Source organism: Ignavibacteriales bacterium, assembly GCA_026390815.1.
In the GTDB taxonomy this organism is placed as follows: domain Bacteria; phylum Bacteroidota; class Ignavibacteria; order Ignavibacteriales; family SURF-24; genus JAPLFH01.
In genome coordinates this window covers 85,331-98,641 of sequence record JAPLFH010000024.1, presented here as the reverse complement: position 1 = coordinate 98,641, position 13,311 = coordinate 85,331, and the positions used below count along the sequence as shown (strand labels likewise).

14 protein-coding genes are annotated in these 13,311 nt (G+C 36.1%); 10 read left to right on the top strand and 4 right to left on the bottom strand.

Annotated features, from left to right (window positions below; genetic code table 11):
- Positions 1-257: 257 nt before the first annotated feature.
- Entirely contained in the window at positions 258-1,478 is a 1,221-nt protein-coding gene (locus NTX22_08075; GenBank protein MCX6150461.1) for a hypothetical protein, read from the bottom strand.
- A 198-nt stretch (positions 1,479-1,676) separates the two neighbouring features.
- Here NTX22_08075 and NTX22_08070 point away from each other — a divergent pair, with 198 nt between their 5' ends.
- On the top strand, positions 1,677-2,651 hold the full coding sequence (locus NTX22_08070) for an asparaginase (protein ID MCX6150460.1): 975 nt from the start codon (positions 1,677-1,679) through the stop codon (positions 2,649-2,651).
- 92 nt (positions 2,652-2,743) lie between these two features.
- Here the strand turns inward: NTX22_08070 and NTX22_08065 are convergent, their stop codons facing one another.
- From NTX22_08065 to NTX22_08055, 3 genes are all read right to left on the bottom strand, one after another.
- Positions 2,744-3,049 (bottom strand): nucleotidyltransferase domain-containing protein, encoded by a 306-nt coding sequence (locus tag NTX22_08065; GenBank protein MCX6150459.1) that lies wholly within the window; start codon positions 3,047-3,049, stop codon positions 2,744-2,746.
- Positions 3,025-3,426 carry a HEPN domain-containing protein gene (locus tag NTX22_08060; protein MCX6150458.1) on the bottom strand — a complete coding sequence of 134 codons (402 nt, stop codon included), beginning with the start codon at positions 3,424-3,426 and terminating at the stop codon, positions 3,025-3,027. The genes NTX22_08065 and NTX22_08060 overlap by 25 nt, the downstream gene beginning before the upstream one ends.
- A 183-nt stretch (positions 3,427-3,609) precedes the next feature.
- Positions 3,610-4,317: an FKBP-type peptidyl-prolyl cis-trans isomerase gene (locus NTX22_08055; protein ID MCX6150457.1), complete on the bottom strand. Its 708-nt coding sequence runs from the start codon at positions 4,315-4,317 to the stop codon at positions 3,610-3,612.
- Positions 4,318-4,820: 503 nt separating this feature from the next.
- Between NTX22_08055 and NTX22_08050 the strand changes: the two genes are divergently transcribed.
- The 9 genes from NTX22_08050 (at position 4,821) to NTX22_08010 (ending at position 13,291) form a co-directional block, all read left to right on the top strand.
- Entirely contained in the window at positions 4,821-5,402 is a 582-nt protein-coding gene (locus NTX22_08050) for a 4Fe-4S dicluster domain-containing protein (GenBank protein MCX6150456.1), read from the top strand.
- Positions 5,403-5,444: 42 nt separating this feature from the next.
- Positions 5,445-5,987: a four helix bundle protein gene (locus NTX22_08045; GenBank protein ID MCX6150455.1), complete on the top strand. Its 543-nt coding sequence runs from the start codon at positions 5,445-5,447 to the stop codon at positions 5,985-5,987.
- Positions 5,887-6,759 (top strand): CoB--CoM heterodisulfide reductase iron-sulfur subunit B family protein, encoded by an 873-nt coding sequence (locus NTX22_08040; GenBank protein ID MCX6150454.1) that lies wholly within the window; start codon positions 5,887-5,889, stop codon positions 6,757-6,759. Before NTX22_08045 ends, NTX22_08040 begins: the two co-directional genes overlap by 101 nt.
- A gap of 42 nt (positions 6,760-6,801) precedes the next feature.
- Complete coding sequence (locus NTX22_08035; GenBank protein ID MCX6150453.1) at positions 6,802-7,308, top strand: ORF6N domain-containing protein; 507 nt, start codon at positions 6,802-6,804, stop codon at positions 7,306-7,308.
- Positions 7,309-7,446: 138 nt separating this feature from the next.
- Complete coding sequence (locus NTX22_08030) at positions 7,447-9,459, top strand: CoB--CoM heterodisulfide reductase iron-sulfur subunit A family protein (GenBank protein ID MCX6150452.1); 2,013 nt, start codon at positions 7,447-7,449, stop codon at positions 9,457-9,459.
- A 199-nt stretch (positions 9,460-9,658) separates the two neighbouring features.
- The gene (locus NTX22_08025; protein MCX6150451.1) at positions 9,659-10,153 is read left to right on the top strand and encodes a hydrogenase iron-sulfur subunit; all 495 of its coding nucleotides are present in this window, start codon (positions 9,659-9,661) and stop codon (positions 10,151-10,153) included.
- Between the two features lie 79 nt (positions 10,154-10,232).
- Positions 10,233-11,258, top strand: coding sequence for a PDDEXK nuclease domain-containing protein (locus NTX22_08020; GenBank protein ID MCX6150450.1), 1,026 nt, complete (start codon positions 10,233-10,235; stop codon positions 11,256-11,258).
- 115 nt (positions 11,259-11,373) lie between these two features.
- The gene (locus tag NTX22_08015) at positions 11,374-12,225 is read left to right on the top strand and encodes a 4Fe-4S dicluster domain-containing protein (GenBank protein MCX6150449.1); all 852 of its coding nucleotides are present in this window, start codon (positions 11,374-11,376) and stop codon (positions 12,223-12,225) included.
- A gap of 16 nt (positions 12,226-12,241) precedes the next feature.
- Entirely contained in the window at positions 12,242-13,291 is a 1,050-nt protein-coding gene (locus tag NTX22_08010; GenBank protein MCX6150448.1) for a 4Fe-4S dicluster domain-containing protein, read from the top strand.
- The last annotated feature ends 20 nt before the right edge of the window (positions 13,292-13,311 follow it).

Here is a 13,311-nt window from a genome sequence, read left to right as displayed (position 1 = left end):
AGGAAAGGAAGTATAAACATTAGTAGATGAATATAAAGATGTCGGAACGTATGAAGTTAAATTTTCCGCCAGAGACGGAGCAAGTAAATTACCAAGTGGATTATATTTTTATCAAATTACAAGCGGAAGTTTTTAGGAGACAAGAAAGATGATATTGCTTCGCTAAAGTTATTCTTGAGAACTACAGCCTGTCCCGATTTTTTTACCGGGAGTCTTAACCGTGGTTCTGTACACAATATAAACTTTGGAGATACAGATCAAATTCCAAACTCGTTCATGTAAACACTATTCACATATTCATCCAACCAATTATAAAATTTCTTTGCTTCTTCTTTATTGAATTTATTCTTTCGCCAGTCTTCAATCAAGTTCGTCGCTTTTTCAACAATTGCTTTTTCTTTTGGAAGAAGTTTTTGTGCTATTCCACTTCCCTTTTGATTAACCACAGCCGAAAGATTTAAATAATCTTTGCTGTTATCATAATCTAATGGATAACACCTGGCTTTTAATTTTAACGCTTTTTTGTTTATCGAAGCAGTCTCTTTATTATCAGCTACCGTTACTTTCGGTAATTCTTTTCCAGCAGCAACCCAAACTGGAGTAACAATTGTAGTAAGCTGCCAGCCTAAAACAGTCCAGAGTGTTGTTAGAGCAGGATCTTCATTCGGTTTTACTCCTTGAATAATCATCGTTGATGTTGAGGAATTCCGAACAATATAATCTCTAAAGAGAATAAACTTTTTTTCTGAAGTATCTTTTGGTAAATCTGTTTTATATAAATCGTTATTTAAAACTGCGTGTTGAAGATTTCTATCTGCCACATCCAGAATAAAATTAACAGATAGGTTTTTATTCTTATATGCCGCATCAAAAATCTTTTCTGCAGTTTGATATCTGAAATAACCATAACCTTCACCCTCTTTTCCACTACAGGAATAATTTGTACGAATAAGATATCCGTTTGGTGCGACAGTTGGATCATTAACATCATACTTGGTTACAGATTTGCAGTCGACTTCAAAATAAGCAGCGGCACCCGTAGCATCAATAACTCCAAAGTTAGCTTCAACTCCCCATTTCCCTTTTTCTTTATGTAGAAATTCTTCAAACTCTTTAACTGATGAACATTTACCTAACGCTGCTTTCATTAATAGTCCTTCCTGATCAGAAGGAACATTACAAACTGAGTAATCATTCAGGTTATAAGAAGCTGTATTGATTATAGAAAAACCGGAGTTGTTGCTTCCCATCCAGACTTCTTTTCCTTCTGCATCTATAGAATTAACTACGGCAATAAAATAATATTTCACTCCTTGGAAATACATTAATTTATTTTGTTCATAATCAGAGTCTCGGTGTTTCCACATTATGGGTCTGCCATCTGCAGAAACTTTTCCTGAAATTATAATTGATGTGCAGGCAACAGATAAAGAATTAAAGATTAATAATGCGATTAGTAAAAACAAAAATCGTTTCAACTGAACCTCCAAAAATTACTTTCGGAAATCTATTCATTATACTATCTAATAATCAAGAGGAAAGTTGAATCTCATTTTGACTTCAAACCAATAAAGTTTTAATTTACACTTAGAAAGCAAAGCCATTAACTAAATTTCGTTGTGAAATTGTTTAATTGCTGGAAAAAGATTGAGCACAATTTATCTAAGGCTAATAAAATGAAAAATATATTAGTGGTTTTTACCGGCGGTACTTTCTCTATGAAAATTGATGAAACTACAGGTGGAGCTATTCCACACTTTTCCGGCAATGATTTAATTGATATGATGCCGGAAATTAAAGCACTTGCAAATATATCGATCTATGACTTTGGTAAATTCCCGGGACCACATATGACACCTGAATTGATGTTATCTCTTTCAAAAAAAATTCAGGAATTCTTAATTGAAACTTCTTACGATGGAATTATTGTAACCCACGGAACAGACACTCTTGAAGAAACTGCTTATCTACTCGACCTTACAATTCAAACACCAATTCCTATAATTCTAATTGGTTCGATGAAGAACAGTTCCGAACCGGATTGGGATGGACCAAGAAATTTAAAAGATGCAATCCAAACCTGCCTGAATCCAAACAGCAGAAATCTTGGCGTGCTTGTATGCCTTAATGGAGAAATAAATGCTGCAAGCGAAGTTACTAAAACTCACACGGATAATATAGAAACTTTCCATAGTTTGGATTTTGGTGCGCTGGGTTTTGTTGATAGAGGAAGAGTTTTTATCAACCGAATGCCGCGGAAGCTTGAAACAATTACAACGGAAATGATTAATTCCAATGTTGATTTGATTAAAGTTTACGCTGGAATGAATGAAAAGTTTTTCAAATTTTCTGTTGATAGCGGAACAGAAGGAATTGTTGTTGAGGCAATGGGTGTGGGCAATGTACCACCGTTATCTTTTGAAGGAATTAAATACGCTGTTGAAAAAGGAATTCCGGTTGTTTTGGTTTCCAGATGCCCGGCTGGTGAAACACTTGATATTTACAGTTATCCCGGTGCTGGAAAATGGTTGCACAAAATGGGAGTTGTTTTTTCGGATTATCTAAATGGGCAGAAAGCAAGAATAAAATTGATGCTTGTTTTAGGAATAACAAAAGATATAAATCAGATTAGAAAAATGTTTGAGGAATAGATTTTCAATTCGCTTTATAATAAACAAGAGATCATACTTGCAAATATTTATCATCTTAATCAGGAAAAGGAAAAGAGACAAGACAATTTTTTTTAATTTTTATAAATAATTTTTCCACTCTTTAATAAACTTTCAAGAAAACCACTCTTGTCATTTTCAATCTCAATCAATAACGGTTCAATTCTTAAATCCACTTTTTTCACTAAATGGAAAAGCAGCGTACTTATATCCAAATATTTGCCATTTGCTTTTTCAACAACAACAGCAATGTCTATATCACTCTCTTCCTTTTGTGTTCCCTTGGCAAAAGAGCCAAAAAGTATTACAAATCGAACCTCAAGATTTTCAACAACTATTCGAGAAAATTCTTGTGCTATTTTAACAACTTTTTTATCCAATCGTAAAACTCTTTGGTTTGTTTTAGTAAAGACCGGCATCGGTTGTAATTTAACTCCTTTAAAAGACTTGTTTTATCATCAGGATAACGAGCTTTAATATTTAACGGCATAAGTTCTTCGAGTAATAACTCATTCTTAAAGCCGCTTATTTTATCAAGCCCTGATTTAGAGGAGAGAATGTTTAAGTTGTGCGTATACGGAGGTTCTTGTTTTTGAATAAACCAGTGAAATGCTTTAATACTTTTTTCAACAACCTGGTGACACATAAACCCAACATAAAGGTACCGCTTTGACTTTAACATCGATTCAGCAGTAATTAAATCATATTCCGCTAAGTCTAACCAGTACCCAATTCTTCCACGAATTTTATCTGTCATTTTATTTTTTGTATTTCAAAATTGCTGATTTAAATTAACGGATTTTTTCCTATTTCTCAAATTAAACTAGATGCCCAAATTATACTGTCGGGTTTTAATAAGTCGGTTATTTTAGAAAAATGTTTGAGGAATAGATTTTAAGAAGGACCTTCAAGGTTTTGAAGAACCTTGAAGGTCTTTAGGTTATTTTTCAATCCCTAAAAGTTCAACTTCAAAAATCAAAGTAGCATTTGGTGGAATCTGTCCTTGTCCCGCACCTTGTTCGCCATAAGCTAAAGCACCAGGAATAAACAATTGCCACTTATCACCCACATGCATCATTTGAAGTGCTTCGGTCCATCCTTTAATAACCTTACCACATTCAAATATAGCCGGCTTCCCTCTTTTAATCGAGTTGTCGAACTCGGTTCCATTTAATAAAGTGCCTTTGTAATTGCAGGATACTTTATCCGTAAGTTTAGGTTGTACACCTGTTCCGGTTTGAAGAACTTTGTATTGTAAACCGCTTGGTAATGTTATTACGCCTTGCTCTTTTCCGTTCTTTGCAAGGAATTCATCACCTTCTTTTTTATTCTTATCACCTTCTGCTTTCATTTTTTCCATCTGTTTTTTCATCATTAATGATTGAAGATTCATCATTGTTTTTTGCATTTCTGCATCTGTTAATAAATAAAGACTGTCTTTTGCAACGGCATCTTTAATACCCTGCAAGAGAACTGCTGGTTCTGTTTCAATAGCATCTTTCTTTAAACTTTTTCCAATGCTAATTCCAATTGAATAACTCACGCTATCTTTCTGTGTTTTCAAATCAGATTTTTTTACTTCACCTTGCTGGCAGGCAGATACTCCAAAACACAAAAGTGCAAAGACAAGAACTAATCGATATTTCATTTATTCTCCTTAATAGATTTTAATTATAAATTTGCCTTCAAAATTAGGGGAAACCATCAAGAATTCAAAACTCATTGGTTATAAATCAAAGCTAATCCTGATAACTATTTTCTAAGTGACCCATACTTTTATATGTCTTACCTTTTATTTCCGAACAGTTGGAATTGTTCCCATAAATTCTGTAGAAGTTGAAATTTCCAAACTCAATTATCCATTGTTAAAATAGATTACCCCGGATTTCAAAATTGCCTTGTTAAATTTAACGCAAAGATTTGCTTCACCAATTATTATGTTAGTCTGGATTCCTCTTTTTCGTTTTTACTTCTCAAAAAGAATAAACTTTCTAACCAAGGATGAGAAAAAGCCGCTCTCACTTATTGTTTTAATCAGAAAATTCTTTCTATTCAGATGTTTTCACCTTATTTTTCGTGGCAAATAATTTGACTTTGCTTTATGCCGCGTCTAATTGCGGTAAACTAAAACTATAATCTGCAGGTGTTCAAATGCAAATCAAACTTGACAACTCAGTTGATGCCTTTGCCAAAGAAATACATAGTTGTTCTGGAATAAATGTATACGATTGTTATCAATGCGGTAAATGCTCCGCCGGATGCACAGTTTCATCTTTTATTGATGAATCACCAACCCGGTTAATCCGGCTAATTCAACTTGGGCAAAAAGAAATAGTTTACAAATCAAAGACTCCATACCTTTGCGCAAGCTGTATCACCTGTTCATCAAGGTGCCCAATGGAAATTGATGTAGTAAAAATAATGGAATCGATTAGAATATCGGCAAAGAAGAATGGAATAGAACCTCCGGTAAAGGAAGTCCCTGCATTTGCGGAAGCATTCCTTGCGCCGATTAAAGCGAATGGAAAATCTTTTGAACTTGGGATGATGGTTGGTTACAAGATAAAAACACTTACACCATTTACCGATGCAGAACTAGGACCAACAATGCTATTAAATCAAAAGCTTCCGTTCTTTCCAACAACAATTAAAAACAGAAAAAGAATTAAGAATATTTTCGATAGATCAGAATATTTTGAACCAAAAGAACATTCTGAAAAGAATAAACACTAGAAAAAGAAAACAGAAGACTGAATACAGAAAACAGAATTAAGTATGAACGGAGCAAAGAATTTTAAAGAATTGATAGTTTGGCAAAAAGCACATGCGTTTGTTGTTGGTGTTTATAAGCTTACAGATAATTTTCCAAAAAGTGACGTCTATGGTCTGACTTCTCAGTTTCGTAGAGCAGCTATATCTATTGCGGCAAATATTGCAGACGGATTTAAAAAATTTGGTAAACAAGATAAAATTCGTTTTCTGAATATAGCACAAGGTTCTGTGGAAGAGTGCCGGTATTACCTTATACTTGCTAACGATTTAAATTACGGTTTCTCGGTTGAGTTAGAAGTGTTAATCGAAGAAGTAAGTAAACTACTTGCTTCATATTCGAATAAAATTCAAGTAGATAGAATTCAAAATTCGGAATATAAAAAACAGACGTTAAAAAAATTCTGTTTTCTGTGTTCTGAGTTCTTAAGAACAAAGGAGATTATAAATGAGTTTTGGATATTACCCTGGTTGTTCTGCCCACGCAACAGCAAAAGAATATGGTATGTCTATGCGTGCAGTTTGCAATGCGTTCAACATTCAACTTGAAGAAGTTGAAGATTGGAATTGCTGCGGCGCCACTCCCGCCCACACAACAAAAGAAGAACTTGGGGTTGCACTTCCATATGCAAACATTGTTAATGCTTCCAAACAGGGACTCGAAAACATCATTGCTCCTTGCGCCGCCTGCTATAATAGATTAAAAGTTGCGGATTATGAAGTTCATCATTCTAGCAGTATGAAAGAAAGAATGAACTTTATCATAGGTGAAACAGCCGAGAAAGATTTAAGAATTATTAATATCCTGGAGTTTTTTAAAGATGTTTATGGATTGGATAAAGTAAAAGCTGCAGTTAAAAAACCATTAAAAGATTTAAAGGTTGCAAGTTACTATGGTTGTCTGCTTGTTCGTCCTGGAAAAATTTTACAGTTTGATGATGAAGAAGATCCAACTTCTATGGATGAATTAATTTCTGCTTTGGGTGGAACCCCGGTTGAATGGTCATGCAAAACCGAATGCTGCGGAGGCAGCCATGCAATTCCAATGAAAGGAATTGTGTTGGACCTTGTTAAAAAAATTCTTACTTCTGCACAAAATGTTGGGGCGGATTGTATTGCAGTTGCGTGTCCGCTCTGTCAGGCTAATCTTGATATGCGGCAGGATCAGATTAATATAAAATATGGGACGAACTTTAAATTTCCGATTCTTTACATTACTCAATTGCTTGGTCTCGCAATTGATATTCCGACAAAAGAATTGGGAATGAATTCACATTTTGTAAGTCCAATAGATGTACTCAAGAAATACAATCTAAATTAAGTTTTAGAAATAGAAAGTGTTCGGAATAAATTCTTAAATAAGATGAAACAAATTTTAAAGCAAGAAAATATTGTCCAAATCATTTATCTGATTCGAGCAGAAAAGGTAATCCTTGATTTCGATCTTGCCTTGCTTTATGGAGTTGAAAATCGCGTATTAAAACAATCTGTAAGAAGAAACCTAAGTCGGTTTCCTTCGGATTTTTTATTCCAATTAAATAAAATTGAATGGAATGAGCTTATCACAAATTGTGATAACCTTAAGAAATACAAATTCAGCCCCGCAACTCCGTTTGCTTTTACCGAACAAGGCGTTGCTATGCTTTCAAGCATTTTAAGGAGTTCTAAAGCAATAAAAGTAAATATAGAAATTATGCGTGCTTTTATAAGTCTAAGACGGCTGATAGATACGAATAAAGAATTTGCATCCAAGCTAAAAGAAATAGAGCACAGAATTTTTAAACACGATGAACAAATTGCTACAGTATTTGAAATACTAAAAGAATTAATGACTCCGCCCGAACCGGAAAGGAACAGAATTGGTTTCTAGAATAAAAAGAAAATTGTTGATTCAGAATAAAGTTTTTAAAGTATAAGGATTAGAGCTAAGAACTCATGGTGCAGAACGAAGAATTAAATTTCATTCTTCGTTCTACACTCTACGTTCTAAACTCACAAGGAGAATTAAATGGCTCGAATTGGAGTCTTCGTTTGCCACTGCGGCGAAAATATTGGAAGAACTGTTGATTGCCCAACGGTTGCACAAAGAGCTGCCTTATTGCGCGATGTTGTCTTCGCTACAGATTATAAATATATCTGTTCAGATCCAGGACAAACGATTATAAAAGATGCAATCAAGCAGCATAAACTTAGCGGAGTTGTTATTGGAAGCTGCAGCCCGTTGATGCACGAAAAAACTTTCCGTCGCGCAGTGGAAACCGCTGGAATGAATCCATTCCTTTGCGAGATAGCAAACATTCGCGAGCATTGTTCCTGGGTTCACGAAGATAAAGTTGCCGCGACCGAAAAAGCTTTAGACCTTATCCGCATTATGGTTGAAAAAGTTAAGCGCAATGTTCCACTTGAACCAATCCGAATTCCAGTAACCAAAAGAGCGCTTGTAATTGGTGGTGGAGTTGCCGGCATTCAGGCTGCATTAGACATTGCAGATGGCGGGCAGGAAGTAATTCTGCTGGAAAAATCGCCATCAATCGGCGGACATATGGCTCAGCTTTCGGAAACGTTCCCAACACTCGATTGTTCTCAATGTATCTTAACTCCAAAAATGGTAAGCGCAAATACTCACAAGAACATTAAAGTTTATGCTTACAGCGAAGTTGAAAATGTTGCCGGCTATATTGGAAATTTTGAAGTTACTATAAAAAGAAAAGCAAGCTACGTTGATAATTCGGTCTGTACTGGTTGTGGTATTTGTCAGGAAAAATGTCCTATCAAAAAAATTCCAAGCGAGTTTAATGAAGGACTCGGAACGCGCAAAGCTATTTATGTCCCTTTCCCTCAGGCTGTTCCAAACAAACCCGTAATAGACGCTGAACATTGCACGCATTTCAAAACGGGGAAATGCGGACTGTGCGAAAAAATGTGCGGACCAAAAGCAATCAGGTGGGATCAGACTGATCAATTTATAAAAGAACAAATAGGAGCTATAGTAGTTGCAACTGGTTACGATCTTTATAATATCAACAAGAAGACTGAAAGTGTCTCGCCTAGCGGGATTAAAGGTTACGGTGAATATGGTTACGGAAAATATCCTGATGTAATTGACGGACTTCAATTTGAAAGATTGGTAAGCGCATCTGGTCCAACCTTTGGCGAAGTAAAAAGACCATCAGATGGGAAAGTGCCGGAAACAGTTGTGTTTATTCAATGCGTTGGTTCACGTGATGCGGCAAAAGGTGTTAGTTACTGCAGCAAGATTTGCTGTATGTATACCGCGAAGCATACGATGCTATACAAGCATAAAGTTCATAATGGAAAAGCATTTGTTTTTTATATGGATATCCGCGCGGCTGGAAAAAATTATGACGAGTTTGTCCGTCGTGCAATTGAAGAAGATGGCGCAATTTATTTGCGCGGAAGAGTATCCAAAATTTCGCAGGAAGGTGATAAGCTTATTGTTAAAGGTGCCGATACCTTGAGTGGTGCTCAAGTGGAAATTGCCGCCGACTTAGTTGTTCTTGCAACGGCAGTTGCTGCGCAACAAGACATTGTTCCACTTGCACAAAAACTTGGTGTTGGATACGATCAATATCATTTCTTGTCAGAAGCTCATCCTAAACTTCGTCCGGTTGAAACCAACAGTGCTGGAATTTTCTTGGCTGGTGCTTGCCAGGCGCCTAAAGATATTCCTGAAGCAGTTGCGCAAGCATCTGCCGCCGCGGCAAAAGTTTTAGGATTATTCAGCTCTTTCGATCTTGAACGTGAGCCTTATGTTGCAAGAGTAAATGAAACCACTTGTGTTGATTGCGAATTTTGTATGATCGCTTGTCCTTACGCTGCCATTGCAAGAAAGGAAATTAAAAATCGTGTGGGCGAAGTAATTCGTATTGTTGCCAACGTTAATGAAGGCAAATGCCAGGGCTGCGGAACATGCGTTTCAATCTGCAGATCAAAATCTCTCGATCTTGCTGGATTTACAGATGAGCAGGTTTACTCGGAAATTAATGCAATGTTTGTTTAAATACTAAATGAAAAACCCTAAACTCTAAACAAATTCGAATATCAAATTTCAAAAGAGTTTTGAGCTTACGTTTTGTTTAGGGATTAGAAATTGGTGCTTTGAGTTTGTTTAGAATTTAGTGTTTAGATATTAGAATTTATATTTTGACATTGTTTTGTAAATAGAAATTAGTATTTAGGATTTAACAACAGGTACACTGATGAATAAACCAGAAAATAATCAAGAAGTATTCGAGCCCAAAGTTGCCGCTTTTGTCTGCCAGTGGTGTACTTATACCGGTGCAGATTTAGCCGGCACAAGCAGATTAAAATACGAATCAAATGTTCGGGTTCTACGTCTGCCCTGCACTGGACGAATTGATTTTTCATTTATCATAAAAGCATTTGAGAACGGGGCTGACGGGGTCCTGATTAGTGGGTGCCACCCAAACGATTGCCATTATAATGCCGGTAACTTCCACGCACGCAGACGATTTGCAATATTCCGCAAGCTGCTTGAATTTGTTGGAATAGATTCCCGACGCATTCAATTTAGCTGGGTCTCGGCAGCCGAAGGTGGAAAGTGGAGAGATGTTGTAAATTGTGTTACTGATGAAATACGCGCTCTTGGTCCGTTTACAAATTATAGGGAAATTATTAAAGAATCTTTTCCGTTCAGAAACTTTGAGAAAGAAAATGAATTGGAACGCGGATGACACAGATTAAGCGGATGTTCGCAGATTATTCCTTTTTATTAATTTTAGTTCGCTTCCAAGGTAAGCATTCAAAAAATAGATGATGGCTAAATTATCTTCAACATATAAAAATTTTTTACTTCAGGTAAAAGAAAGAATTTCTGAAGCCCAGTATCAAGCACTTAAAAATGTTAATAAGGAATTGATTACTCTTTACTGGGACCTTGGCAAAATGATTGTTGAAAAACAGGCAACTACCAGTTGGGGAAAATCGATAGTTGAGCAATTATCAATCGATCTTCGAAAAGAATTCCCAGGTATAACTGGCTTTTCGTCTCGAAATCTTTGGTATATGCGAAATTTCTATTTTACCTATAAAGAAAATTTAATTCTGCAACCATTGGTTGCAGAAATTAGTTGGGTGAAAAATCTTGTTGTGTTAGACAAATGTAAAGATGATCTCGAACGAGAATTTTATATTCGTATGACTAAAAAATTTGGGTGGTCTAAAAATGTTCTCATTCACCAAATTGAAAATCAATCTTACGAAAAGTATTTACTTAACCAAACCAATTTTGATAAAACTGTACCCGAAAAAAATAAACACCAGGCTAAGCTTGCTGTTAAAGATGAGTATACTTTCGACTTTCTTGAATTGGGGGAAGAACACTCTGAAAAAGAACTTGAGACTGAGATGGTAAATAACATCAGGAACTTTCTAACGGAAATGGGCGGCTATTTTGCTTTTATTGGCAATCAATATAAAATTGAAGTTGAAGAAGAAGAGTTCTTTCTGGATCTTCTTTTGTATCATCGAAAGTTAAAAGCATTAGTTGCTGTTGAACTAAAAATTGGAGAATTCAAACCAGAGTATGCAGGTAAAATGCAATTCTATTTGTCCGTTCTTAATGATAAAGTAAAGCTGGAGGGCGAGAATCCTTCAATCGGAATTATACTTTGTAAAGATAAAAAACGATTAATAGTTGAATATGCTTTGAAAGATTTATCGCAGCCAATTGGCGTGGCTACTTATAAAATAACTAAATCCCTACCAAAGGAATTTAAAAATCTTTTACCATCACCAAAAGAAATAGCTGGAATAATTACGGAGATTGAAATACAATAAATGAACTCAAATAAATTTTTAAAAAGAATGAAAGAAAGTTCAATGGAGCGCGGTTTAATCTGTATTAATCCGCGTTATCCGCGTTCTATTGTCTTAATAAAAAATGAGAGAGAATATGTTATCGCCTAATCAAATAGCAAAAGAATTACTGGAATCCGGCAAGGTTGCTGTTGTGGTTGGTTATGCCAGCGGAACGATCCCCGGCAAAACACAAACGCTAATTGCCAAAACTCCGCAGCAGGCAGAAAAATTTGTTTTCAACAAATACTGTGTTAACAACCTGGCAACATATTTAAATAAATCATACAAACTTCCAAAACCAATTGGGATTTTTGTTAAAGGCTGCGATGCTAAAACAATAGTAGGATTAATCCAAGAACACCAAATCAACCGGGAAGATGTTTATATAATAGGTCTTCCTTGTGAAGGTGTTACAGAGCAGGTTAATGGTGAAGTTCTTGGCAAGTGCCGATTTTGTAATGTTCATATACCAAAAATATATGATGTTTTAGCCGGTGAAGCAATAACAGAATCCCCAGTGGACACAAGCAAGAAATTTGCACGGCTTGATATGATAGAACAAATGCCGATTGAACAGCGCTGGGATTTCTGGATGAAAGAATTTGATAAATGCGTTCGCTGTTACGCTTGCCGCCAGGCTTGTCCACTGTGTTACTGCGAACAATGTATAGTAGATAAAACTCAGCCGCGGTGGATTGAATCAAGCGCTCACCAAGTTGGCAATTTAAGCTGGCATTTCATTCGCGCATTTCATCTTGCCGGAAGGTGCATTGGATGTGGCGAGTGCGAAAGAGTTTGCCATCAGAATATTCCGCTTGGATTATTGAATATGAAAATGGCAAAAGAAATTTTTGAAGAGTATGGTTATGTTGCAGGTGTTGATGCCGAAGCAAAACCACCGTTAACAGATTACAAGATGGAAGACGATCAACACTTTATCCGATAGGCAATGGAGATTGATAATGAAAATTTACAAACTTAAAACCAGTTATAAAGATTTTATTAAAACTCTTCTGCAACAAGGGAAAGAGGTTGTTGCTCCAGTAAATTACCAAAACACTCTTCTCTTTAGAAAAATAACTTCCGTTGACGAAGTTGTTGAACCAGAAAATTATATTAACACCGTTCGTTCGGCAAAGGAGTTTGTGTTTCCTATAACCGAACCGATTATTGAATTCTCTTACAAGAATAAAGAAATTCAATTGGATGATTATACTCCGGAGATAAAACAAAAAATTATTGTCGGGCTTCGTCCCTGCGATGCCGCTGCGTTTCCGGTAATAGATAATATTTTTAATTTCGAATACAAAGATAATTTTTATAACAGTCGCAGAGAGGATACCACCTTAGTTGGAGTCGCTTGCGAGAATTCGGATGAAAGTTGTTTCTGTACGTCGGTTGGCGTTTCTCCTGATAGCCTTCAGGGAAGTGATCTCTTCCTGAAAAAAAATAAATCCGGAAATTTTTTCGCTTATGCACACACCGAAAAAGGTGAGCGGTTAGCCGATCAATTAAAAACTGTTCTGGAAGAAGTGATAGAATTAGTTGATGAAAATCCTGTTTACAAACAAACCGCAGAGAAAATAAGAACACCACTTGAAGTTGATAAGATTAAAGATTGGCTCGATAAAAATTTTGATAATCCGGCGTGGGATGAATACGGCGCCCGCTGCCTTGGTTGTGCAAGCTGCGCTTACTTGTGTCCAACCTGCCACTGTTTTGATATTGTTGACGAGATGAAATACGATCATGGTTTGCGCAGAAAAAATTGGGATGTATGTCAATTCAATTCATTCACGTTGCATGCATCGGGACACAATCCACGCTCTGATCAATCAAAGCGATACAGACAGAGAGTGATGCACAAGTTTAAATATTACAGCGATAGATTTAACAAAACGCTTTGTACCGGCTGCGGAAGATGTATTCGTGCTTGTCCGGTTAATTTAGATATATATGAGGTAGTTAAGAGCCTACCCCTAAATCCCCTTCCCAAGGAAGGGGACTTTTAAATCAAAGCTGTATTTTAAAA